General features: G+C 29.4%; 24 protein-coding genes. 16 read left to right on the top strand and 8 right to left on the bottom strand.

Going from position 1 to position 23,533, the window contains the following annotated elements; genetic code table 11:
- Positions 1 to 48: 48 nt before the first annotated feature.
- Together LJD32_RS08930 and LJD32_RS08925 are read left to right on the top strand one after the other, a co-directional pair.
- Complete coding sequence (locus LJD32_RS08930; RefSeq protein ID WP_227392205.1) at positions 49 to 2,451, top strand: vWA domain-containing protein; 2,403 nt, start codon at positions 49 to 51, stop codon at positions 2,449 to 2,451.
- Positions 2,452 to 2,514: 63 nt separating this feature from the next.
- Positions 2,515 to 3,093, top strand: a complete 579-nt coding sequence (locus LJD32_RS08925) for a nuclease-related domain-containing protein (RefSeq protein ID WP_227392204.1) — start codon at positions 2,515 to 2,517, stop codon at positions 3,091 to 3,093.
- A gap of 34 nt (positions 3,094 to 3,127) precedes the next feature.
- Here the strand turns inward: LJD32_RS08925 and LJD32_RS08920 are convergent, their stop codons facing one another.
- Positions 3,128 to 4,444, bottom strand: a complete 1,317-nt coding sequence (locus LJD32_RS08920; RefSeq protein WP_227392203.1) for an MATE family efflux transporter — start codon at positions 4,442 to 4,444, stop codon at positions 3,128 to 3,130.
- A gap of 74 nt (positions 4,445 to 4,518) precedes the next feature.
- Between LJD32_RS08920 and LJD32_RS08915 the strand changes: the two genes are divergently transcribed.
- On the top strand, positions 4,519 to 5,136 hold the full coding sequence (locus LJD32_RS08915; RefSeq protein ID WP_175301287.1) for a Crp/Fnr family transcriptional regulator: 618 nt from the start codon (positions 4,519 to 4,521) through the stop codon (positions 5,134 to 5,136).
- Between the two features lie 19 nt (positions 5,137 to 5,155).
- Here the strand turns inward: LJD32_RS08915 and LJD32_RS08910 are convergent, their stop codons facing one another.
- Both LJD32_RS08910 and LJD32_RS08905 read right to left on the bottom strand, forming a co-directional pair.
- On the bottom strand, positions 5,156 to 6,376 hold the full coding sequence (locus LJD32_RS08910; protein ID WP_227392202.1) for an OFA family MFS transporter: 1,221 nt from the start codon (positions 6,374 to 6,376) through the stop codon (positions 5,156 to 5,158).
- A gap of 19 nt (positions 6,377 to 6,395) precedes the next feature.
- Entirely contained in the window at positions 6,396 to 7,172 is a 777-nt protein-coding gene (locus LJD32_RS08905; protein ID WP_147580710.1) for an SDR family NAD(P)-dependent oxidoreductase, read from the bottom strand.
- Positions 7,173 to 7,352: 180 nt separating this feature from the next.
- Here LJD32_RS08905 and LJD32_RS08900 point away from each other — a divergent pair, with 180 nt between their 5' ends.
- The gene (locus LJD32_RS08900; protein WP_227392201.1) at positions 7,353 to 8,156 is read left to right on the top strand and encodes a MerR family transcriptional regulator; all 804 of its coding nucleotides are present in this window, start codon (positions 7,353 to 7,355) and stop codon (positions 8,154 to 8,156) included.
- Positions 8,157 to 8,183: 27 nt separating this feature from the next.
- Here LJD32_RS08900 and LJD32_RS08895 read toward each other — a convergent pair whose 3' ends face one another.
- Positions 8,184 to 8,675, bottom strand: coding sequence for a hypothetical protein (locus tag LJD32_RS08895; protein WP_032090948.1), 492 nt, complete (start codon positions 8,673 to 8,675; stop codon positions 8,184 to 8,186).
- A gap of 119 nt (positions 8,676 to 8,794) precedes the next feature.
- Between LJD32_RS08895 and LJD32_RS08890 the strand changes: the two genes are divergently transcribed.
- Positions 8,795 to 9,178, top strand: a complete 384-nt coding sequence (locus LJD32_RS08890; RefSeq protein WP_032090947.1) for a PAS domain-containing protein — start codon at positions 8,795 to 8,797, stop codon at positions 9,176 to 9,178.
- A 12-nt stretch (positions 9,179 to 9,190) separates the two neighbouring features.
- Here LJD32_RS08890 and LJD32_RS08885 read toward each other — a convergent pair whose 3' ends face one another.
- Both LJD32_RS08885 and LJD32_RS08880 read right to left on the bottom strand, forming a co-directional pair.
- Entirely contained in the window at positions 9,191 to 10,018 is an 828-nt protein-coding gene (locus LJD32_RS08885; protein WP_227392200.1) for a D-alanyl-D-alanine carboxypeptidase family protein, read from the bottom strand.
- A 7-nt stretch (positions 10,019 to 10,025) separates the two neighbouring features.
- Positions 10,026 to 11,204, bottom strand: coding sequence for a CapA family protein (locus LJD32_RS08880; RefSeq protein ID WP_227392199.1), 1,179 nt, complete (start codon positions 11,202 to 11,204; stop codon positions 10,026 to 10,028).
- 78 nt (positions 11,205 to 11,282) lie between these two features.
- Between LJD32_RS08880 and LJD32_RS08875 the strand changes: the two genes are divergently transcribed.
- Positions 11,283 to 12,014, top strand: a complete 732-nt coding sequence (locus LJD32_RS08875; protein ID WP_227392198.1) for an acyl-[acyl-carrier-protein] thioesterase — start codon at positions 11,283 to 11,285, stop codon at positions 12,012 to 12,014.
- Between the two features lie 74 nt (positions 12,015 to 12,088).
- On the opposite strand, the gene groL is transcribed toward LJD32_RS08875, so the two are convergent.
- Both groL and LJD32_RS08865 read right to left on the bottom strand, forming a co-directional pair.
- Complete coding sequence (gene groL / locus LJD32_RS08870; RefSeq protein WP_032090943.1) at positions 12,089 to 13,702, bottom strand: chaperonin GroEL; 1,614 nt, start codon at positions 13,700 to 13,702, stop codon at positions 12,089 to 12,091.
- 14 nt (positions 13,703 to 13,716) lie between these two features.
- On the bottom strand, positions 13,717 to 13,977 hold the full coding sequence (locus LJD32_RS08865) for a GroES family chaperonin (protein ID WP_032090942.1): 261 nt from the start codon (positions 13,975 to 13,977) through the stop codon (positions 13,717 to 13,719).
- Positions 13,978 to 14,160: 183 nt separating this feature from the next.
- Between LJD32_RS08865 and LJD32_RS08860 the strand changes: the two genes are divergently transcribed.
- From LJD32_RS08860 to tnpA, 10 genes are all read left to right on the top strand, one after another.
- Positions 14,161 to 14,769, top strand: coding sequence for a hypothetical protein (locus LJD32_RS08860; RefSeq protein WP_227392197.1), 609 nt, complete (start codon positions 14,161 to 14,163; stop codon positions 14,767 to 14,769).
- A 142-nt stretch (positions 14,770 to 14,911) separates the two neighbouring features.
- Positions 14,912 to 16,819: a BglG family transcription antiterminator gene (locus LJD32_RS08855; RefSeq protein WP_147580705.1), complete on the top strand. Its 1,908-nt coding sequence runs from the start codon at positions 14,912 to 14,914 to the stop codon at positions 16,817 to 16,819.
- The gene (gene ypdE / locus LJD32_RS08850; protein ID WP_227392196.1) at positions 16,812 to 17,858 is read left to right on the top strand and encodes an aminopeptidase; all 1,047 of its coding nucleotides are present in this window, start codon (positions 16,812 to 16,814) and stop codon (positions 17,856 to 17,858) included. The genes LJD32_RS08855 and ypdE overlap by 8 nt, the downstream gene beginning before the upstream one ends.
- 4 nt (positions 17,859 to 17,862) lie before the next feature.
- Positions 17,863 to 18,183, top strand: a complete 321-nt coding sequence (locus LJD32_RS08845) for a PTS lactose/cellobiose transporter subunit IIA (protein WP_022002599.1) — start codon at positions 17,863 to 17,865, stop codon at positions 18,181 to 18,183.
- Positions 18,183 to 18,515, top strand: a complete 333-nt coding sequence (locus LJD32_RS08840; RefSeq protein WP_022002600.1) for a PTS sugar transporter subunit IIB — start codon at positions 18,183 to 18,185, stop codon at positions 18,513 to 18,515. The genes LJD32_RS08845 and LJD32_RS08840 overlap by 1 nt, the downstream gene beginning before the upstream one ends.
- A 21-nt stretch (positions 18,516 to 18,536) precedes the next feature.
- Positions 18,537 to 19,850: a PTS sugar transporter subunit IIC gene (locus LJD32_RS08835; protein ID WP_117851486.1), complete on the top strand. Its 1,314-nt coding sequence runs from the start codon at positions 18,537 to 18,539 to the stop codon at positions 19,848 to 19,850.
- A 46-nt stretch (positions 19,851 to 19,896) separates the two neighbouring features.
- A complete protein-coding gene (locus tag LJD32_RS08830) occupies positions 19,897 to 20,985 on the top strand; it encodes a M24 family metallopeptidase (RefSeq protein WP_227392195.1) in 1,089 nt (362 codons plus the stop codon).
- On the top strand, positions 20,986 to 22,161 hold the full coding sequence (locus tag LJD32_RS08825; RefSeq protein ID WP_032090937.1) for a MalY/PatB family protein: 1,176 nt from the start codon (positions 20,986 to 20,988) through the stop codon (positions 22,159 to 22,161). It begins immediately after the preceding gene.
- A gap of 12 nt (positions 22,162 to 22,173) precedes the next feature.
- Positions 22,174 to 22,854, top strand: coding sequence for an RDD family protein (locus LJD32_RS08820; RefSeq protein ID WP_227403815.1), 681 nt, complete (start codon positions 22,174 to 22,176; stop codon positions 22,852 to 22,854).
- 179 nt (positions 22,855 to 23,033) lie between these two features.
- The gene (tnpA, locus tag LJD32_RS08815; RefSeq protein WP_227392212.1) at positions 23,034 to 23,375 is read left to right on the top strand and encodes an IS200/IS605 family transposase; all 342 of its coding nucleotides are present in this window, start codon (positions 23,034 to 23,036) and stop codon (positions 23,373 to 23,375) included.
- Positions 23,376 to 23,533: the final 158 nt, after the last annotated feature.

Below are 23,533 nucleotides of genomic sequence, written 5' to 3'. Positions count from 1 at the left end.
AAAGCATAGGAGGAAATGAATAATATTCAAAGAAAGGGGATAGGGAAAATGAAAATATATAAGAAAGTGATAGCATGTATACTGACATTAATGATGTTCTTTGCACAAATGCCAGTCAATGTATTTGCGGCTAATCAAAAGAATAATATACCACTTGATATTGTCTTGGTTTTAGATGTTTCAGGGAGTATGGAAGATCCTATAACTTCAACTGATAGTACTAAAAGGATTGCAATTTTAAAAGATTCAATTAATCAATTTATTGAGGGCTTTGCTGAAAATAATTCAAAGATAAATCAGGTAAATAAACAAAGTAGAATTTCGATTATTAAATTTGCTGGAGATAAATCAGATAAAGTAGGGAATGATACCTATACTGAAAATAGATATAAATATAATTATACGCAAATTATGAATGATTTCTTTACTGCCACAAATGAAAACAAAGAACAATTAAAAGATGTTGTAAACAGCATTAGTCCTGCAGGGGCAACACGTTCAGATTATGCAATGGAATTAGCGCTAAAACAAATTGAACAAAGTAAAAATGATGAAAGTAGAAAATATGCTAAAAGAATTGTTTTTTTTGTAACGGATGGTCAGCCGACGACTTTGAGTAATTTTGATGATGATGTCGCTAATAAAGCTATTACAACATCAAAGGAAATAAAAAAAGATGCAGAAGTTTATACATTTGGAATGTTTTCTTTAACTGATCCATCTATTACTGGACATGTAGGAAGTGGTAGTTGGTCAGATGCGGAAAAGTTTAATGCTTATATGCATGGAGTTTCTAGTAATTACTCAGATGCCCAAAGTTATAAAAACTTAGGAACTAGAGCAGAAAATAGTGCTTATTATATGGGAGCTAAAAGCTCAAATGAGGCTAAAGCAATATTTAATAGTGTTTTAAATAAATTATTAAGTATGACATATGCTGGCGCAGATTATACAAAAGTAACTGAAGCAAAGAAAAGAATACCAAGTGATCTAACTCTGTATACAGATGAAACAGTACAAGCATTAGAAGATGTATTAAAAGATGTAAAATATGACTTAGATATTACACAACAAGATACAGTTTATGGCTATGCAGATGCTATTAATAAAGCAATTAATCAATTAAAATATAAATCTGCAGATTATACAGAAGTAGATAAAGCTATTGAAAAAGCAAATAAACTTAATAAAGATAACTATAAAGATTTTTCAAAGGTAGAAGATGCTATTAAAACAGTTGTACGTAGTAAAAATATAACAGAACAAGATGAAGTAGATGCTATGGCAAAAGCCATCAATGATGCAATTGATGCATTAGTATTCCAATTAAAAATCAAATATGACTCTAATGGTGGAACAGGAACAATGACTAATCCAGCTATTGAATTAGATAAAGAATTTACTTTCCCAGAATGTGAATATGTTGCTCCAAATGGAAAACATTTTAAAGGCTGGCAAGTAGACAATACTGTTTATAAAGTAGGAGATAAAAGAGTATTTACTAAAGATGATCAAAATAAGGAAATTAAAGCAGTTTGGGAAGAACATACTTTTGATCAAAAATTAAAAGAAGTCAATGGAGTAAGTACTTTAAAAGACAAAGCAACATGTACAACAAATGCTATCTATTATAAAAGCTGTGCTTGTGGTCAAGTAAGTACTACAGAAACATTTGAAGATAAAGATACAAAATTAGGACATGAATATACAAAACAAATAAAAGATGCAAAATACTTAAAATCTCAAGGAAGTAACTGTCAAGAACATGATGCATATTGGTATGCATGTTCAAGATGTGATGTAAGTGCTAAAGATGATGAAAATGCACAAGATAAGTATTATGAATCTGCAGAAGTAGGAAATCATGTGTATGATCAAGAAGTTGAAAGTAGTGAATATTTAGCGACTCCAGCTACTTGTATGACACCTGCTAGATATTATAAGAGTTGTATTTGTGGAGCAAAAGGTACAGAAGCATTTGCAGCAACAGGTACTCATTTAGGACATGCTTATATAGAAGTTAAGAATCCACAATTTTTAAGAGAAAAAGCAACTAATTGTAAGGAACACGATACATATTGGTATGTATGTTCAAGATGTGGAAAAACCTCAAAAACAATCAATAAATATTATGAAGATAAGGATTCTAAAGGAGAACATATATCAAGTGATTGGATCATTGATCAACAACCAACAGTAGCTAAAGAAGGATCAAAACATAAAGAATGTACAGTATGTAAAGAAGTGTTAGAAACAGAAAAGATTGTTAAGTTAGAAAATGTGAAAACTGAAACAAAGAAAGAAGAAACAGCTTCTAAAAAAGAAACAAAAGTAGAAAGTAAAAAAGCTGTAACAACAGGAGATAATACAAATAGTATTGTACCAATGGCTTTACTAGGTATAAGCTTATTAGGAATTTACATTATTGTAATGAAAAAATATGTTCGTTAGAAAGTAAAAGAGAGAAGACTTGGTTCTTCTCTTTTTGTTATAATGGATAAGAGGTGATACATAATGCAGATAATAGTGATTATCTTTTTTGTAATTATATTATTCATAATTTTACTTTTAAGTTTATCAAATGGTGAAGATCAAAAAAGAATTGCAGGGAAAGAAGGAGAATTACAAGCAAAGAAGATATTAAATCATTATTTGAATGAAAATGATTTATTATTGAACAATGTGAATATATCAATACATGGAAGAAATACAGAATTAGATTATGTTGTTATTAACAATAATGGTATTTTTATTTTTGAAGTAAAGAATTTTAGTGGTAAACTTGTGGGAAATGAAGATGATCAATATTGGAATAAGTATAAAATAAGTAGAGGAAACAAAGAATATATAAAAGAAATAAGAAATCCTATTAAACAACTAAAAAGAGAAATATATTTGTTAAAGGAATATTTGAAGTATTATGGTGTTGATTTATGGATAGAAGGTTATGTTTTATTTGTAAATATGAATAGTCCAGTAGAAAGCGAATATACTATTAATGATCAAAGTGAAATAGATGATATTTTACATCTAAGAAGGAATCAAGCACTTACAAAAAATCAAATTGAAAAGATTATAAGTATTTTAAAATAAAGAGATGTCTTATATAGTACAAGACATCTTTTTGTTATTTATATATTTTATATAAAATAAGTGCAATGATTGCAGTGATAATATCCGCAATCATTTGACTACTAATAATACCATAATATCCAAAAATATTTGATAAAAGAAGAAGACAAATTGCAAAAACAATACCTTGTCTACCTATTGAAAGTAATAATGCAGGAAGTGCTTTTCCTTCTGATTGAAATAAAGTTGTAAAGACAAGAATAATCCCTACACAAGGAGAAGATAAAAGCAAAAATCTTAACATCAATGTTCCAGTTTGAATAATAGAAGGATCATTCATAAATATTTTAATAAATGATGGTGTAAATAAAGCTAAGATAATAGATGTAATAACTGCAAAAGTAATTTCTACAAATAAATCAAACTTAATAATTTCTTTTAAACGTTTAGTATTATGTGCACCATAATTATATCCAAGTAAAGGTTGTGTACCAAAAGCAAAACCAATCATGACAAGTAAAACAATCATATTGATTTTTAAAACAATTCCTATAGCTGCTACTTTGTCATTTCCATAAGTAACTAAATAATTGTTTGTCATCGCCATCGCAAAGCTAGACATTAAATTTGTAATAGAGGCGGGAATACCAATTTTAAAAATAGAAATGACTTCATTTTTAGTAATATGTGTATGTTTTAAAGAAATTGATAATTTCTTACTTTTCTTTAAAGTAAGATAAATAAAAACAAGGTCAGATGCAAAATAACCAATAATGGTTGCGATAGCTGCACCACCAGCTCCCATGTTTAAATAGAGAATAAAAATAGGATCTAAAATCATATTGATAATTGAACCAGTAATTGTTCCAATCATTGATTCTGTAGTTAATCCTTCTGTTCTCATGAGATTACTAGGAGTCAAGGAAACGATAATTAAAGTTGCTCCTAAAGCCATATAAGTATAATATTGGCTGGCATAAGGAAGTGTTGCTTGATTTGTTCCAAGGATTGTTAAAATTGGTTTTCTAGCAATCATCATAATAAGAGAAACTAAGATACCACAAACAATAGCTCCATAGAAACAAAAACCACTGACGTTCTTTCCTTCTTCATCTTGTTTTTGTCCAAATAAACGAGAAATAACAGAGCTACCTCCAATACCAAAGATGTCTCCTAAAGCTATCATTAAAGTAAAAATAGGCGCACATAAAGAAACACCAGCAACAAGATTTGTATTTTGTGTCTGTGCTACAAAAAATGTATCAACCATATTATAGACTAAAGAAATAACCATGCTTAATACAACGGGTAAAGCAAGTTTAAAGTATGCTTTAGATATAGGCACTTTTTCAAATAAATCATTATTATTCATATAAATCTCTCTCTTTCTAGGGAAGTATAACAAAATGATTTGTCAATTATTGTGACATGTGACACAATAGAGGTATGAAAAAGATCTATGATAAAAATTTAATAAATAAAGTAAAAGAAGAATATAAAATAGACAATTATTTTTCTAAGGAATATGAATTTATAGGGATTGAATATGAAGAAGATGAAACAATGATCAATCCTTTAGAAAAAACACAATATATTCAATTTGTATTAGAAGGAACGTTATTGATTTCTTTTATTGATCAAGAGGGAAGACAAACTGTAGTTTCTCAAAGTGAAGAATTATGTATTTTAGGTGATATGGAATTTGTTGATGATTTAAATCCGATGTTTTTTGCGGAAGCAAAAACAAAGGTCAAAACGTTGGCGCTATCTTTAAAAGATAATAAAGAAAAGCTTAATCAAGATATAAAATTTCTACATACACTTTTAAATTCAATCGCTTCTAAATTAAAACAATCATCAACCAATCAATTTGTTTATCAAAGTATTGAAGAACGTTTTTTATATTATTTGAAATATTATTGTTATGGTTCATTAAAAAGCATTGAAGAAGCCACAAATTATCTTCATTGTAGTCGAAGACAATTACAAAGAATCTTAAAGAAGCTTTGTGATGAAGGAAAAATGATTAAAGAAGGTAAAGGAAAGTATAAAATAAAGGGGTGAAATTTTTCACCTCTTATAATTAAGCATTTAACATTTTGTTAGCAAGTTTTTTAGCCACAACGACTAATAAAACAGCAACTGCAGCAAGAATAGCTGAACCAATGAATCCCATCACATAAGATCCTGTAGCATCAAAGAAACTTGCGGAAATCTTAGGACCAACGAAAGCCCCAATACCATAGCCAATAAAGATCAAACCATAGTTTCTGTTATAATATTTAGAACCAAAGATTGTTTTAACCATTGGTGCGAAAACAACAAGTAATCCACCAAATGAGAAACCAACTAAAGCAATACATGCGACAAAGTATGCAAATGAATGAGCTACTGTTAGCATAAGCATTGAAATACCATTTAAAATCAAGACAAGAATTAAAGAATTCCATCCTTTTAACTTATCATAAATAACACCAAATGATAAACGACCAAACATATTAAATAAAGTCATTAAACTTACACATAAAGCCGCATCCATCGCTGATAAACCAATTTGAGTTTGAGCAATTGGTGATGTTGCAGAAACCATCATTGTTCCAGCAGCATTAGCAAAAATAAACATTACTAATAATACCCAGAAGATTGAAGTTTTAACCATTTGAGGAATATTATAATCTTTTGTATGTAATTCTTTGCTTTGTTGTGCACTTGGTACCCAACCTTCAGGAGTCCATCCATCAGGACAAGGAACAATCATCCAAGCAACAGCTCCGACACCGATTAAGAATACAACACCTAAAATTTTACAAGCCATTGGTGCTCCAAAGTTATCAATTAACATTTGAGCGATAGGTGACATAATGAAAGGTCCACAAGCAGCTCCAGCTTGAACTAAACCAGAGATAGAACCACTTTTATCTGGGAACCATTTTAACGCTGTTGGTAAACATGCAGGATAAATTGTTCCAGCACCAGCACCAGCAATGACACCATAAGCAATATATAAGAATGGAATAGATGAAGCAAAACCAGTTAAGATCCATCCTCCAGCAAATAAAACTAAACCAATATAAATAGCTACTCTTGGTTGTAATTTTTCAGCTAAAATACCACCAAGGAAACCTACTGCACAGTAGATAAACATATAAATTGTGTATGCCATTGAAAAATCTGAATTACTCCATCCGAATTGATTACAAAATGGCAAACAGAATAAACTAAAGAAGGCAGTGGCAGAAGTGAATAAACTTTGAATCCAAACTCCTGCAAAAACACGCCAACGTGTTGCTTTTGTAATTTTCATATTCTCTTTTCTCCCTTTATTATTGTAAAGTACCTAAATCAAGTGGTACACCTTGTCCATTAAATTTACCAGCTTCTCTACTAGTTCCTAACCAGTAAACCATACTAGCGATATCTTCTACTTCAAGGAATGGAACTCCTGCATACATTTCTTCAACAGATTTGAAATCTTTACCAGTTAAATCATTAATGAATTTAACATAATCCATTGTTTCACACATTGGAGTTTTAACTTTAGTAGGACATAAAGCATTAACGATAATTCCTTTAGAACCCACTTCTTTAGCAAGAGTTTTAGTTAATCCTAAAATACCCCATTTACTCATACAATAAGTAGCTAATTGAGGAGTACCATATAAACCAGAAGTTGATGAAATATTAATAATACGACCAAATCCTTGTTTTAACATATATTGAGCAGCATATTTATCAGTACGCCAAGTACCAATTAAGTTAATATCCATTACTTTTTCAACTTGTTCATCAGTTAATTCCCAAGTATAACCGAAGTTAATAACACCAGCATTAGCAATCACAACATCTAAACGACCAAATGTTTCCCATGCTGAAGCAAATAATGCTTCCATATCTTCAGTAGAAGTAATGTTTGCTTTTTTAGCTAAAACTTTTGCTCCTTTTGCTTCACAATTTGCAATTGTTTCTTTAAATGCTTCATGAGATGGCTCTAACATATCAGCCAAAACAACATTAAATCCGTTTTCAGCATATTTGTAGGCATGAGCACGACCTTGTCCCATTGCTCCACCTGTAATAAGAACAACTTTTTTTTCTTCCATAATTTTTCTCTCCCTTTGTTATTTATTTAACATCACATGTTATTTTTTTAACAAAGTCATTTTAAACTCTCAAATCGTTTGAGAGTCAAGGGGGTAAAAAAGTATCAAATAAGGTAAAAAAAGAGGAAAATATGTTATAATTTGGTGAAAACTTTAAAACAATTTGAAGGTTGGGGGATTATGTACAATACTTATACAATAGGAGAACTTGCTAAAATACTAGGAATTACAGCTGAAACAATTCGTTATTATGAAAGAAAAGGAATCATTGCGCCCATCCATGATCAAGAAACAGGATATCGCTATTATACAACTTGGGATCTTCATATGCTGATTCGTGCACGTTGTTATCTTGGCTTTGGATTATCAATTGAAGAAACAGTGGGAATACTCCAAAGTAAGTCTTTAGAAGAAATTGATGATTTATTAGAAGAACAAGAACAAATCATTCAAAAGAATATTATTTATCAAATGAATTTATTGAAAAGATTGCGTACGAATAGAAAGTTGATTAGTCGAAGTGAAAACTCAAACTTTACTTTACAAAAAAGACCAGGAATCTATCGTATTGATACACAAAAATGTTATACGATAGATTTAAAGAAAGAAGAACGTGAAGAACTTAAAGAATTTTGTCAAAAAATACCATTTGTTTTTTCTACGGCACTTTTTCCTAAAGAACATATTGAAAATGAAAATAAGGAATTCTACTATGGAATAGGGGTAGAGGAAGAATTTGCGGGAGTACTTGATATCAAGGAAAGTGAATATGTTCATTACTATCCTGAACAGTTATGTCTTTATATGTGCGTTCCTTCTCGTTCGAGTCAAATACTGACATATGAGGTTTTACAGCCCGCCTTTGATTATATGGAAAAAAACAATCTCCAACTCGCAGGAGATGTGATTTCTCAAGTGGTTTCAATGTGGAAACCAGAAGAAGAATATTTTAATTATCATAATATTTGGATTCCCATCAAATAAAAAAGCAATTTCGACCGAAATTGCTTTTTATCTTGTTCTTTGTAATGATTTTTTAAGAATAGAATCATCGATAAAGCGAATATATGTTTCTAATGTCTTTTGTCCATAAGTAAAACGTAATTTTGTTTTCTTTGGATAAGTGACTCTTTTAATTTTTCTATAATCAAATAAAACACGACCAATTAAAACTTGTTTTTGTCCAAAGAAAATAATCCATTGAATCATTAAATAGAAAACAAAAGAATAAATTGTGAAAGCGTTTAATGGTAAATAAACACTATCAACATCGCCACTTAATAAATGCGTAATCATGTAATAAATACAATAAACAAGCATTACTAAATAAATAACAATAATGATTGCATAGAATATTTTTCCTTGCATGTTTAAACCACAAACCATGGTATCATCTTTCTTCTTTGTTTTAATAATTGTAGCTACGAAATTAATGACAAGATAAGTAATCCACACTAAAATAACAGCTACTAAAATAGGTAATAAATATTTTAAATCTCCCATAAAAGACGCTCCTTTAAATAATTACCTTATTATTATACAAGAAAAAACAAAAATAGTATAGTAGGAAAAATACCTATTAATAAGGCAAATATGTTACAATGATAAAAAAGGAGAACACAATGGAAATTACAAAGGAAATATTAGAAAGTATTTTAGATGCTTATAGTTATGAAATTGTTTTTGTTGATCGACAACATATTGTGCGCTATATGAATAAAACTGCTAAAGAAAGATATGGTGAGCGTGTAAAAATCAATCAAAGTTTATTTAATTGTCATAGTGAAAACTCTAAAGTTAAAATTGAAGAATTTTTAAAAAGAGCCGATGCTGGTGAAGATGAAATGTTTGAAACTTATAATACTAAAACAGGTGAAAGAGAATTCTTTGTACCTGTTAGAGATTCTAATAAACACGTCATTGGTTATTTTGAAAGACATGAGATGCCTTGGGATGAAAGCAATCCTAAAGTTCCTGTAACTGAATATTGGAAACATAGAAGATAGCTTTGCCATCTTCTAATAGTTTCTAGCATAATATTCATCAAAAGTTAGACCACTTTTTTCTATTTTTTGGGCTAGGTCTTTTCCTACATAACGAATGTGCCAAGCTTCATAACTATACCCTGTTAGTTCTTCTTTATCTTTTGGATAACGTAAGATAAAACCATAATTACTTAGTTGGCTTAAAAACCAAGAATATTGAGGGTGATTTTCAACTTCTTCATATTTATATTGATCTAAAGCAATATCTAAGCCTAACCCCGTTGTATGTTCACTATGACCAGGACGTGAACAAGTTTCATCTGCTCTTTCTACACTATAAGTTTCTACCATATGGTTATAAATTTCTTTTTGCCAAACTGTTGAACGATAGCCTGAAGTCACATACAGTTCAAAACCTTTATTTATACAAGCTTGTTTTAAAGCTTGAAAATCATCATAAACCACTTTTCTAGCAGTATGTTTACTATAAGAACTTCCATAAGTACCTGCGTTTGTATTTATTTCAACAAGATCACTCGGTTCATAGGTTTCATCTAATTGATAATATTTATTAACAATTGTATTTAAATCATTAGGATGTTCTTGTTTGATGATTTTTCCATAAAAATCAAAATCACGATTCATATTTACAAGTGTAATAACTTCTTTTTTACTTAGATCTTGGTGTGCTTTTTGGTAGGTATCATATCTTTCTTTATATTCTTGATGATAAAAACTTATTTTAGGTGTTTGTTTCTTTTTTACCATTTTTACTTCCTGAGTATTCTTTTTAGGAAAGAAAAAAACAATACCACCAACCATACAGATTATTAATATTAATAGACTTATTCTTTTCTTCATATAAACCTCACATTTCTATATCAATATCATCATTACTAATCATTTGTTTAACATAATTTTTGAATTCTTTAATGATATCAGCTTGATCTTTTAAAATACTATGTTGACTAGCAAGAGTAGAAGTATATTCTTTAAGTGAATAAATAGTTACAACATTATCATTATAATGATTGACAAGAGGAACATATTGAATATTTTCAATACTGATTTCATCTTCTTTTTTAACAAAATCCAAACATACCATTCCTTCTAACTGATTATAAACATCTTTCATCGTACTTAAAAAATTACCTAAAGAATAAATAACAAGTGTATGATTGATTTTTTCAATAGGTTGAATTAAATGAGGATGATTTCCAATTACAACATCAACACCTAAATCAGCAAAATAATGAGCATATTCTTGTTGTAAATCAGATAATTCACTATGTCCTTCTTTACCCCAATGAACAGCTACAATGACTACATCACTTTGAGCTTTAGCGTTGTTTACATCTTCTTTAATTTGTTCCTTATTTAATTGTCCTAATATATAAGGATACGTTTTTAATTGTTTTTGAATAGATTTATAGTTGGTTGTTTCATTAACACCAAAAGTATAAGCTAAAAGACTAAAACGAATTCCGTTTTTTTCAATGACTCTTATTGTTTGCCGGTCTTCTTGATTTTCATATAGCCCAGAAAAGAGAATATCGGAATGTTGTTTCCAAATATGTGCAGATGATATCAAAGCATTTTTTCCTAGATCCATGGAATGATTTGTAGCACTAGAAACCATATTAAATCCTGTATCTTGTAGATCATCAATTAAAGATTCAGGAGAATTAAAATTAGGATAACCTTTAATTCCATAAGAATCACCAGCAATCAAAGTTTCTTGATTAATATAAGCTAAATCACGATCAGAAATATATTTTTTTATATTTTGATAACAAGGTTTAAAATTATAAGTTGTATCATTTCCCTGTTTTAAGGCATACTGATAAACATTTTCATGGATAATATTGTCTCCTACTGCAACAAAGGAAACAGTAGGGTAGGATGTGTTTTTTTTATTTTTTTTATGTATTGTTCTAGGTTGGATAGGAGTAGAATAATAAGAAAATATAAAATAAAAAAGTAAACATAGTGTTATTAAGAAAGTGATTGAAACAAAGAATATTTTTTTCTTATTTATTTTTTTCATATATTTTCCAGCCTTTCCTTTTGATTATAAATATATTATTATTAATTTAATAAAAAATAAACATTTTGGAGAAAAAAAATGAAAAACAGTGAAACATGTGAACGATATGAAATAGAATACCAAAACGCCGATTATTATGGTGAATATAAATATGCGGATTTATTATCAAAGCTTTCTAATCTTGCAACTAAAAATGCGATGGAAATAGGTTTGTGGAAGGAAAGTTTTAATGGAAAATATGGTTGGGTATTAGTTAAGCAAACAGTTAAATTAAAAAGACCACTATTAGTAGGAGAGGAACTGATAGTTTCTACCCGTGCTAAAGGGGAAAGAAAAATTCAATATTTTAGAACCTATGATTTAAAAATCAATGATGAAGTTGTAGGAGGCATTTATTCTATTTGGACATTAATAGATATTGAAAAAAGAAGAATTGTCAGACCACAAAAAGTAGGAATTACAATTCCTGAATGTGAAGAATATTCGAGTTTTGTAGAAAAATACGAGCCGCTTTTAGATATAGAGACTCAAAAAGTTCAAACAAGAGAAGTCATGTATAGTGATATTGATTTAAATAAGCATATGAATAATGCAAGATATCTTGAATGGGTCATGGATCTTCTTCCTCAAAACGTATTAGAAAAATATTTTATTGGAGAAATGACAATGCACTATCAAAAGGAAATTGCTCCAGAGAGTATTGTGGATTTATATTATGGGCAAGAAGATGATCATTTTAAAATAGAATTTAAGATTGCAGAACAAATACATTTTGTTATATCAGGAAGATTTAAAGGAAAGAAAGAATAATGGATAAAGTTATATCATAATATACTAAGAAAAAAGTGATTCTCATTTAAAACAAGAATCACTTTTCTTATCTATTAATACATTGCAGGAGTTGGAACTTCGTTTTTAGAAGTATCTTTTGCATCGGCAATACCTGCTTCGGTTGTAATGAATAATGAAGCAATACTGCAAGCATTTAATAAAGCACTACGAGTGACTTTAGTTGGATCAATGATTCCTTTTTCAAACATATCGACCCATTGTCCATTTTTAGCATCAAAACCATAATTCTTTTGCGCAGTTTTTTGGCTTTCAACAATATCTTCTGCATTATATCCAGCATTTTCAGCAATTTGTTGAATTGGAGCAAATAGGGCTTCCATGACAATATGAATACCTTTTTGAACATCTACATTATCAGATTTTAATTGAGGTTTAACTTCTTTATATGCTTCTACTAAAGCAGCACCACCACCAATAACAATACCTTCTTCAACAGCGGCTTTAGTGGCATTTAAAGCATCTTCAATACGTAATTTCTTTTCTTTTAATTCACTTTCAGTTGTTGCGCCAACTTTAATTGTTGCCACACCATTTGATAATTTACCCAAACGTTCTTTTAATTGTTTTTGATCATAAGAAGAAGTTGTTTTCGCTAATTGATTTTCAATACTTTCAATACGTTGTTTTAAACTATCTGATGGATTATTACCAGCAATCATTGTTGTATGATCTTTTGTAACGATTACTTTTTTAATTGTTCCTAATTGATCAAGAGTAACATCTTTTAATTCCATAGAAATATCTTTATTAATAAAGGTGCTACCAGTTAAAGCAGCAATATCTTGTAATAATTCTTTTTGGTTATCTCCAAATCCAGGAGCTTTTGTTGCGACAACATTGAATGTTCCTCTTAGTTTATTTAAAACAAGGGTTGAAATAACTTCGTTTTCAAAGTCATCAGCAATTAATAATAATGGTTTATTACTTTGAACGATTTGTTCAAGAATTGGAAGAATTTCTTGTAAATTATTGATTTTATGATTTGTAATAAAGATATAAGGATTTTCCATTTCAACAGTCATTTTATCATGATCTGTGACCATATAAGGAGAAACATATCCTTTATCATATTGCATACCTTCATTGATTTCTAAGACGTTGTCAAAACTATTAGATTCATCAACGTTGATAATTCCATTTTTACCAACTTTATCCATTGCTGAAGCAATCAATTGCCCAATTTCTTCATTACCAGCTGAAATAGTCGCTACTGAAGCAATATCTTGACTTGTTTCTACTTTATGTGAATTTTTCAAAACAACATCAGCAACTTCTTTACCTGCTTTTTCAATACCTTCACGCATTAAAACAGGATTAGCTCCTTTATCTACAGCTTTCAATCCATTCACGATCATATTTCGAGCAAGAATAGTTGCTGTGGTTGTACCATCACCTGCTACATCATTAGTTTTATTGGCTACTTCATATACAAGTTTAGCACCCATATTTTCAAATTTATCTTCAAGTTCTATTTCCTTAGCGATACTTACACCATCATTTGTAATTAATGGAGAACCATAACCTTTATCTAAGACCACATTACGTCCTTTAGGACCTAATGTGACACTTACCGCATCCGCTAAAACATTAACACCTTTTAACATTGATTGACGTGCATCATTTGAAAATCTTACTTCTTTACTCATAAATATCTGCCCCCTTATTCAAACTTAGCAATAATATCTTTTTCATCAATAACAATATAATCTTGATCCTCAACAGTTACTTTCGTACCTGAATATTCTTTGTAAATAACACGATCATTTTCTTTTAATGATGAAGTACATTCATCACCAACAGCAATGACATTTGCAATCGAAGGAACTTCTTTCTTTTCTGTTGATAAAACAATTCCACTTGCTGTCTTATTTTCTTTTTCTTCTTTTTTTATTAATACAAATTTATGCAATGGTTTAATCATACTATTCACTCCTTTAGCGCTCACCATATCCTTGTGCTAATTTGTATTATAGACTCTTATGTTAACTGAATATGAATTGTTTAGCACTTTTGTAAATCAAGTGCTAAACATAGTTACAAAAAAGAGCCTACTTTACCAAATAAAAAAGATATTTTAAGATGTTGATGAAAGGAAGGATAAGAAATGATTAATAAAGAAAATTGGAAAGAAAATTATACACATATTTCAAATGAAGTTATTGATAATGAAAAGGTTTTAAGAGTTATTAAAAGTGGAAAAATTAATGAATATGATGAAAATACGTACGCTAAATTAGTTGATTCATCATTTCATAATGGAATTATTGAAGTAAAGATGCTTAGTCGTTTATTAAAAGAGGCACCAGATTTTGCGAGAGGATTTATTGGTATTGCATATCGTATTCATGAAGATGATACAAAATTTGAATCATTTTATGTAAGACCTACAAATGGTAGACAATGTGATGACCCGGTAAGGAAACAACATGGTTGTCAATATTTTTCTTATCCAACTTATACATTTGCCTATTTTAGAGAACACGGCATTACAAAATATGAAAATCAAGTAGACATTGACATAAATGAATGGATTAGTTTAAAAGCGGTGATTGAAGATGAAAAAGCAATTTTCTATTTAAATGATGATCTTCAACCATTATTAGTGGTTGATCAAATGATTCATGATAAATCAATGAGAGGAAATATTGGTTTCTTTGTAGATATTGGAACAGAAGCTTTCTTTAAAGATTTAAAAATTACTTATTTTGATTAAAAGATAATTTCTAGAGGTCTAATAGCGTTAGACTTCTTTTTTGATGAGATTAGGAAAATTATTGCATTTTTAAATGTAGAAGGTTTCCTTTTGACAAAATTTTAATTTGATATAATAAAGATAGAGGAAGGTGGAAATACCAATGAGAATGTATCTAATTATGAAAGATTTTATAAATTCAAATATATATCTCTCACTAGATTACTTTGTTCAAAAGTATGATGTTTCAAAAAGAACGATTCAAAATGACTTATCATACTTAATGCGTATTTCTCCTCGAAAAGGTTTTACATTTCATAACAAAAGAGGTTCTGGATATCTCTTAGAAATAACAAATGAAGAATTGTTTAAAGATTTTATGGAAAGCTTAAATGAAGGTATTTATTTTCAGGTTAAAGAAAGACCAGCACAAATTTTAGCTTATCTTGCTATTCAAACTGGATATATTTCTATGAATAACATTGCAGATACTTTTCAAGTATCTAAGACTGTTATAAAGCATGATATGAATGATGTTGAAAATCTAGCAAAGAGTTATCATTTTGAATTAGAAAGAAAAACACATTATGGTATTTTGTTACGTTATGAATTGACATCTTTTAAAAAGTACTTAGTTGAAGAATATTTAAATCAAAATGTTTTTATTCAAACGGCAGTAAATGATGTTATTGAAGAATTTAATGACATTGAACAAAAGTTAATTAGACAGTTGAATAAAGAAGGATTGAAAATCAACTATAATGAACTTTTAAATGTGATTGAGTATTTAAAAATTGTTATTTATATTGCACACAGACAAGATGAACAAAAAGAGGAATTTATTTTTGATAAAAATAATGAAATTCATCGAATTGTTGAATTCTTAGTTGGAATATTAGAAAAGAAATATGCTATAGGATTAAGTAAAAAAAGCATAGAAGAGATTTTAAAAGTTTTACAAAAAAATATAAAAAGAGAAATAGGTTCAATATCTTCTTTTACAAATTATTTAAAAGAAGACATTGAAGAATTTATAAAACAAATAGATGAAAAATATGATACGAAATTTCTTGAAGATGAAGACTTTAAGAAAATGTTGTTAACACATGTTTCATTATTAATAGATAGATTACATAATAAAATTTCATATCAAAATCCATTAGCCAATGAGCTAAATATTACATACCCAATGATGTTTAATATCGCTCTTCAATTTTGTAGCATGTTACATGAAAAATACAACGTTGAAGTGACATTTGATGAAATTGGTTTTGTAGCGATGCATTTTGCATCACATATGGAAAAGGAAAAACAAGGTAAATTGTTATCTTATAATCGTATTGGAATTGTTTGTTCATCAGGTGGTGGAAGTGCTTATATGATCAAGATACAAATTGAATCATTATTTCCTCAAGCAGAGGTACAAACATTTTCATTTTTACAACAAGATGAATTAAAAACATTTCAACCTGATTTAATTTTTACAATCATGCCTTTATCTCAAGAAATCAAGGCACCAATTATTTATATTAAAGAACTACTTGATGATAGAGATTTAGTTAAGATTAAACAAATTTTACAATGTGAAGAATATGATCCTTATACTTTGATTCAAGATAATCCTATGTATTATTCATTCTTTTCTAAAGATTTTTTTAAATTTATAGAAGCAGATAGTTATGAAAATATTATTCGGATGATGGGACAAGAATTAGAGGAAAAAGGTTATGGTAAAAAAGGCTATACTGATTTGATTTTTGAACGTGAATCGTATGTAAGTACTATTTATACAAATGGAGTTTGTATACCCCATCCACTTGAAACAGATGCACTTAAAAATATGATTTCTGTAGCTATTTTAAAGAAACCATTTGTACAAAATGGTAAAGAAATAAAAATAGTTTTTATGATTTGTTTAAAGAAAGATCAAGTTGAAATGTATAAAGTAATAACTAAAAAGTTATATCGTTTAATGCAAAAGAGTAATTATGTTGAAATGTTAACGAAGGTTGATTCTTTTGAAGAAATGATGAATTTAATGAAAGAAATAGGAGGTGGAAATAATGAATAGTGAATTGCTAAAAGAATTGAGTAATGCTGATAGTGTAGCATCAGTAGAAGATGAAGTAAGATTGATTCTCTATCGAGAATTAGCAAAATATAGTGATGAAGTTTTTAGTGATCGTTTAGGAAGTATTATTTTTCATAAAAAAGGGACTTCACCAAATCCTTTAAAAATCATGTTTTGTGCTCATATAGATGAAGTAGGTTTTATGGTAAGACATATTTCTGATATTGGTTTTGTATATTTAGTAGCTTTAGGTTCAGTTTTAAATAAAAGCAAAGAAATGCAAATGGTTAGAATTACGACGCAAGATGGTAAAAAAGTGGAAGGCTTATTAAATGTGACTAAAGATAGCAACGGTAACGTTAAAGAAATGTACGTTGATATTGGAGTTGATAGTGCAGATGAAGTAAAAGCTTTAGGAATTGATGTTGGTGACATGGTTTGTTTTGCTAGTGAAGCAAGACAGATTCAAGATAAAGTGATTGCTGGCAAGGCAATGGACGATCGAACAGGATGCTATGTCATGATAGAAGCGATGAAAAGAATTCATGGAAATGTTGAAAATGATATTTATTTTGTAGGAACAAGTAGTGAAGAAGTTGGTGTAAGAGGTGGTAAAACAGCGACACATCTTATTGATCCTGATATTGTTTTTGCACTTGATGTTGCGAATAATCCAGAACTTGTTAAAAACTATACGAATCATCGTTTAATTGGTAAAGGGCCAATGATTGTTCATTATGACAAAACTCTTTCACCAAATAAAAAATTGATTAAATATGTTAAAGAATTAGCCAGTAAACATGGAATACCTTATCAAAGCGATATGTTCGGTGGAGGAGGAACAGATGCTGGGAATGCACACTTAGAAAAAGGTGGACGTTTGGCACTTGTTTTAGGAATACCACTTAGATATTGTCATGGATCTTATTCATTTGTTCATAGTGATGATTTAGAAAGTTTGACACAGTTAGTTAACTGCTTAATAGATCATTTGACATATCAAGATTATCAAAATTTTATTAATTTTATTGGAGGATAAACAAATGACAGAAACGGAACAAATTATTGTAGGATTAATTTCTTCAGCTGGACAAAGCAAATCTTTAGCTTTTGAAGCGTTGAAGAAAGTAAAAACAGGTGAATATGATGAAGCAAGAAAGATATTAGAACAAGCTAAAGAAGCTGATTTACAAGCTCACACTGTTCAAACAAAGCTTATTCAAGCCGAAATGTCAGGCTCTGGAAATAAGCCAGAAGTTGGGTTATTAATGGTTCATGCACAAGACCATTATATGACTTCTCAATTAGCAAGAGATCTAATTGAAGAACTAATAAATGTATTTGAAGCAAAGGAGGGTAAATAATGAGAATTGTATTATGCTGTGCAGGTGGACTTTCTACAACAATGCTTATGAATAGTATGAAAGATACAGTACATAACAGTGCAAAATTAAATGATGCTGATTTTGATTTTATTGCTATTCCAATTGATATTCTACAATCTGAAGCAGACAATTGTGATGTTTTAGTTTTAGGACCACAAGTTGCACATAAATTAGATGCAGTAAAACCTATCATCGAACCTCGTAAGATTCCTTATGTTATTGTTGATCAAGAAACATATGGAAAAATGGATGGGGCAACTGTCATGAAACAAGCGTTAATTGCGCGTAGAAAAGCAGATTTAAAAAAATAATTTTATGGGGAGGAAAAAACGATGTACTCAAAATTTGAGAACTTTATGAAAAAGTATTTAGCACCGCTTGCTGATAAAATGGATAAAGAAGTTCATTTGAGCGCTGTTAAAAAAGCAATGGTTGCAATGACACCATTGTTAATTATCGGTAGTTTTTGTTTGATCCCAGAAGCAATTCCAAATATGATTGGAGAAAAACATGTAATTTCTCAATGGATCTTAGCAAATTTGGATATTATCTATATTCCTTATAATGTAGGTATGGCTTTAATGTCAGTTTATGTTACTGTAATTATTGCATATCAATTAGCTACCTCTTATAAGTTAGATATTCCAGGATGTGTAACAATGGGATTAGTATCATTCTTAATGTTAGTTGTAGAATTCACAGAAGATGGTGGAATTTCTAAAACTTATTTAGGACCTAAAGGTTTATTCTGTGCAATGTTTGCAGGATTTATCGCAGTTGAATTATTCCGTTGGTGTAAAAAGAAAAACTTTACAATCAAGATGCCAGATACAGTACCTGATTTCGTATCTCGTTCTTTTGAAATGATTCCTATTTCAGTAATCATTATTGGGTTCTTCTTAATTGTACGTATTGTTTGTGTCAATGTATTAAATACAATGCCACCATTAATCTTTACAGCAATCTTTGCACCGTTAGTAGGATCTATGGATAATCCAATTGCTTATACTTTCTTAAAAATGTTACAAGCTTTAATATTCTTCTTTGGTATTCATCCATCAGTATTAAGCCCAATTACAAGTCCAATTTCGACTCAATTCTTAGCAGAAAATATTGCTGCTGTTCAAGCTGGTCATGTAGCAACTCACTTCTATGCTCCTGGACCTGAATCAGCATTTGGTAACTTTACAGGTAGTGGTGTTACTATTGGTTGTGTATTCTGGTGCTTAATGAGTAAGAATAAAGCTTTAAAACAAGTTGGTAGATTATCATTTATTCCAGCATTATTTGGAATTAATGAACCAATTCTATTTGGTGCGCCAATCGTATTAAATCCAATGTTCTTTATTCCATTTGTTATTTGTGGTGGTATTATTGGTTCATTAGGTGGATGGGCGATGTATTTAGGTATTATGAAATGTTCAACCTTTACACCACCATATGTAGGTGTATTCCTAGAAGGATTCTTAACGAATATGGATCCTATGTCTATAGTTGTTAATGCAGTACAATTAATACTATCTATTTTAATATGGTATCCATTTGTTAAATCATATGAAAAGACTTATGGTAATAAAGAAGAAGAAACTAATGCTATCAGTGCAGAAGATGCAGCTATCTTAGACGATTTAGACTTAGACTTCTAATTAATAGGCAAGTTTCGACTTGCCTTTATTTGTAGGAGGATTAAAAATGGCAAAAAGAATAAATAAAATACAAGAATTTTTAGATGAAAAAGATATAGATGCTTTATTAATTAAAAGTAAAACAGTAAAAAAATGGATGAATACTATGACTGGTAGTGGTTGTCAAGTATTGATTACAAAAGAAAATGGCTATTTAATTGTAGATGGGCGTTATATTACAGAAGCCAAAGAAAAAGAACATGATTTAGAAATTATATTACATAATCCACATTTAACGGGACGTAATTATTTAGGGACAGTAGAAGAAATATTAAAAAAAGAAAATTGTAAAACGCTAGGTGTAGAAGCGTATCAAGTATTAGTTAAGGAATATCATGAAATAGAAAAATTAGGGATAGAAGTTCTTTTATTGGATCAAGAAATTGCTCATCTTCGTATTGTTAAAGAAGATGAAGAAATTGAAGCTATGAAAAAATCAATTGCAATTACTGATGAAATCTATCAAAAAGTAATTGAACACATTCATGTAGGAATGAGTGAATATGAAATTAGCGCTTTAGTACAATATTATTCAATTGCATCTGGTGCACAACAAATGTCTTTTGATACAATAGTAGCAACAGGTGAAAGAACAGCCTTACCACATGGTCGTCCAACTTCAAGAAAAGTAAAAGCTCATGAACCTATTATGATTGATTTTGGTATTCAATATCAAAATTATCAATCAGATATGACACGTATGTGTTTTATTGGAGAACCTGATCCAAAAATCAAAGAAATCTATGATGTTGTTTTAAAGGCACAACTCGCTGGTCTTAGTGCTATTAAAGCAGGAGCTAAGGGAAAAGATGTTGATAAAGCAGCTAGAGATGTGATTGAGGCTGCAGGTTATGGTGAATATTTTAATCATGGTTTAGGACATGGATTAGGAATTGGTGAAGATGGTGAAGGACCAACTTTAAATTCAAAGAGTGAAACAGTTTTACAAGAACATATGATGATGTCTTGTGAACCAGGTGTTTATGTTCCTGGTGTTGGTGGTGTTCGTATTGAAGATGATGTTGTTATTATTGATGGTGTAGGTGTACCATTAAATAAAACAACAAAGGATTATATTATTTTGGAGGATAAATAAATGAAGTATGATTTTAATGAGGTTCATAATCGTTTAGGTACTTATTGTACACAATGGGATTATATACAAGATCGTTTTAATAAAAAGGATTTAATACCATTTTCAATATCTGATACAGATTTTATTATTCCTAAACCTATTACTGAAAAAATATTTGAAGTGGCACATCATCAAATTTATGGATATACAAGATGGAATCATCATGATTTTAAATCATCTATTACAGGATATTTTGAAAGAAGACATCATACACATATTGAAGAAGATTGGATCTTATATAGTCCTACTGTGATGTATTCAGTTTCCTTATTGATTCGTTTATTAAGTCAACCTCATGATAAAGTATTAACATTTGAACCTATGTATGATTCATTTTATACAGTTATCCAAGATAATGATAGACAATTAGTTGCTCATCGTTTAATATCAAAAGATGGGACATTTGAAATAGATTTCGATCTTTTTGAAAAACAAGTACAAGAATGTCAATTATTATTACTTTGTTCTCCACATAATCCAACAGGAAGAATTTGGACAAAAGAAGAAATGGATCAAATAATAAAGATATGTAAAAAATATCAAGTAAAAATTATTTCTGATGAAATTCATATGGATATTCAATTAAGAGATAGAAAACATATCCCTTTATTATCTTATATTCATGAATATGATGAACTTTATACAGCAGCTTCATCTAGTAAAACATTTAATACACCAGGATTAATTGGTTCATATTTAATGATACCAAATGAAGAAGTTAGAGAAAAATTCTTGATGCATACAAGAAGAAAAGATTTCTTAAATTCTGTAAGTATTTTTGGTATGTATGCGACAATGATAGGTTATACACAATGCGATGATTATATTGATCAACTTAATGATTATATTAAAGAAAATATGAAAATTGTAGAAGAATTTATAAAAGAAGAGTTGCCTGATTTTAAATTTAAAACACCAGATGGAACTTATTTAGCTTGGATTGATGCAAGAGATGTTCCATATACTGCTGAAGAAATACAAGATGCTTTAGTGAATGTTGGTGGAATTGGGATTATGAAAGGTGAAATTTATGGTGGCCCAAAATATTTAAGAATGAATATAGGGTGTCCACAATCTAAATTAAAAGAAGGATTGCGAAGATTTAAAATAGCAATGGATGCATTATATTCAAAATAGGAGGTATTTATTATGCATTATTTATTAATTAAAATTCAATTACTGTGGGCTAAACATACAAAATGGCTAGATAGAAATCCTGTAAAAGTTCCAGTAAGTAAACGTGTTATAGCTTATGCTATTGATTGGGCAGTTGGCGGTATTATTAGTGGTTTTCCTGCTGTTTTATTCTATGGGGGAGTCACTGGTAGATCAGATATGTTTAGTGATCTTTATGTTTTTCCTAGTTTAGGTTTTCCAACGTATTGGTCCTATCTTGCAGGTATATTATGTATTGTTGTGGCTTTTGTTTATTATATTTATATTCCTTATAAGAAATATCCAGGACAAACACTCGCAAAACATTGGTTAAAAATAAAGATTGTAAATAATGATGATTATAGTGATGTGAGTTTAAAAACTTTGATTATTAGACAAGGGGTTGGATTATTCTTATTAGAAGGTTCGGCTATTGTTGTTACTAATTATTTAAGACAAATGCTTACACTAGCAACAGGTTTCTATTTTGACTATTATTTAAAAATGATTGGTATGGTTATTACAATGATTTCAGGAGTTTTTGTTCTAGGATCAGCTTCTCAAAGAAGTATCCATGATTATCTTGCTAAGACAAGAGTTGTGGGTGAAGATGAAAAACCAGCAAAAATAAAAGAAAAAAAGAATAAAAAAATAAAAAGAAAAAATAATGCATAATAGTAAAATATAAAGAACAATGTCTTATCATTACATTGTTCTTTTTTTATACAATTTGAATGAAAAGAGAATTGATGACTTCAGTCAGTTGAGCACATGAAATGTGCGAAATAGAAAACCACCTGCTATGCGGGTGGTGCAATAATAAATAGTGGCTAAAAAAGCAAATTCTTTAGCACATCGTCTCCACACCAAAGTATAGACGAAAAGTGATATATAATCAACGAAGGAAAGATATAGGAGAAATATTGAGAACACTCTGCCGATATAAAGGGGTGGAGATAATAGAAGGGCATTTGATGAGTGATCATGTACATATGTTAGTAATGATACCACCAAAGTTAAGTGTGTCATCATTCATGGGATACTTGAAAGGGAAATTTGCATTGATGATTTTTGATAGACATGCAAACTTGAAATATAAGTATGGAAATAGACATTTTTGGGCAGAAGGGTATTATGTGAGTACAGTAGGATTAAATGATCAAACCGTCGCAAAATATATAAGAGAACAAGAGTAACATGATATTGCAATGGATAAATTAAGTGTGAAAGAATATGATGATCTTCAACCATTATTAGTGGTAGATCAAATGATTCATGATAAATCAATGAGAGGAAATATTGGTTTCTTTGTAGATATTGGAACAGAAGCTTTCTTTAAAGATTTAAAAATTAC

Source organism: Faecalibacillus sp. TM498, from assembly GCF_020589955.1.
GTDB classification, from domain to species: Bacteria; Bacillota_I; Bacilli_A; order Erysipelotrichales; family Coprobacillaceae; genus Faecalibacillus; species Faecalibacillus intestinalis.
Note: the sequence above shows the minus strand (reverse complement) of the source record. Positions and strands in the feature narration are given on the sequence as shown.

Coding starts and splice junctions, on each gene's coding strand:
- LJD32_RS08895 (WP_032090948.1), bottom strand. CDS start 8,675: ATGGGAGATTTAAAATATTTATTACCTATTTTAGTAGCTGTTATTTTA.
- LJD32_RS08855 (WP_147580705.1), top strand. CDS start 14,912: ATGAGAATGTATCTAATTATGAAAGATTTTATAAATTCAAATATATAT.
- LJD32_RS08915 (WP_175301287.1), top strand. CDS start 4,519: ATGAAAAAGATCTATGATAAAAATTTAATAAATAAAGTAAAAGAAGAA.
- groL (WP_032090943.1), bottom strand. CDS start 13,702: ATGAGTAAAGAAGTAAGATTTTCAAATGATGCACGTCAATCAATGTTA.
- LJD32_RS08840 (WP_022002600.1), top strand. CDS start 18,183: ATGAGAATTGTATTATGCTGTGCAGGTGGACTTTCTACAACAATGCTT.
- LJD32_RS08860 (WP_227392197.1), top strand. CDS start 14,161: ATGATTAATAAAGAAAATTGGAAAGAAAATTATACACATATTTCAAAT.
- LJD32_RS08820 (WP_227403815.1), top strand. CDS start 22,174: ATGCATTATTTATTAATTAAAATTCAATTACTGTGGGCTAAACATACA.
- LJD32_RS08875 (WP_227392198.1), top strand. CDS start 11,283: ATGAAAAACAGTGAAACATGTGAACGATATGAAATAGAATACCAAAAC.
- LJD32_RS08825 (WP_032090937.1), top strand. CDS start 20,986: ATGAAGTATGATTTTAATGAGGTTCATAATCGTTTAGGTACTTATTGT.
- LJD32_RS08830 (WP_227392195.1), top strand. CDS start 19,897: ATGGCAAAAAGAATAAATAAAATACAAGAATTTTTAGATGAAAAAGAT.
- ypdE (WP_227392196.1), top strand. CDS start 16,812: ATGAATAGTGAATTGCTAAAAGAATTGAGTAATGCTGATAGTGTAGCA.
- LJD32_RS08885 (WP_227392200.1), bottom strand. CDS start 10,018: ATGAAGAAAAGAATAAGTCTATTAATATTAATAATCTGTATGGTTGGT.
- LJD32_RS08930 (WP_227392205.1), top strand. CDS start 49: ATGAAAATATATAAGAAAGTGATAGCATGTATACTGACATTAATGATG.
- LJD32_RS08920 (WP_227392203.1), bottom strand. CDS start 4,444: ATGAATAATAATGATTTATTTGAAAAAGTGCCTATATCTAAAGCATAC.
- LJD32_RS08905 (WP_147580710.1), bottom strand. CDS start 7,172: ATGGAAGAAAAAAAAGTTGTTCTTATTACAGGTGGAGCAATGGGACAA.
- LJD32_RS08890 (WP_032090947.1), top strand. CDS start 8,795: ATGGAAATTACAAAGGAAATATTAGAAAGTATTTTAGATGCTTATAGT.
- LJD32_RS08845 (WP_022002599.1), top strand. CDS start 17,863: ATGACAGAAACGGAACAAATTATTGTAGGATTAATTTCTTCAGCTGGA.
- LJD32_RS08865 (WP_032090942.1), bottom strand. CDS start 13,977: ATGATTAAACCATTGCATAAATTTGTATTAATAAAAAAAGAAGAAAAA.
- LJD32_RS08880 (WP_227392199.1), bottom strand. CDS start 11,204: ATGAAAAAAATAAATAAGAAAAAAATATTCTTTGTTTCAATCACTTTC.
- LJD32_RS08925 (WP_227392204.1), top strand. CDS start 2,515: ATGCAGATAATAGTGATTATCTTTTTTGTAATTATATTATTCATAATT.
- LJD32_RS08835 (WP_117851486.1), top strand. CDS start 18,537: ATGTACTCAAAATTTGAGAACTTTATGAAAAAGTATTTAGCACCGCTT.
- LJD32_RS08910 (WP_227392202.1), bottom strand. CDS start 6,376: ATGAAAATTACAAAAGCAACACGTTGGCGTGTTTTTGCAGGAGTTTGG.
- LJD32_RS08900 (WP_227392201.1), top strand. CDS start 7,353: ATGTACAATACTTATACAATAGGAGAACTTGCTAAAATACTAGGAATT.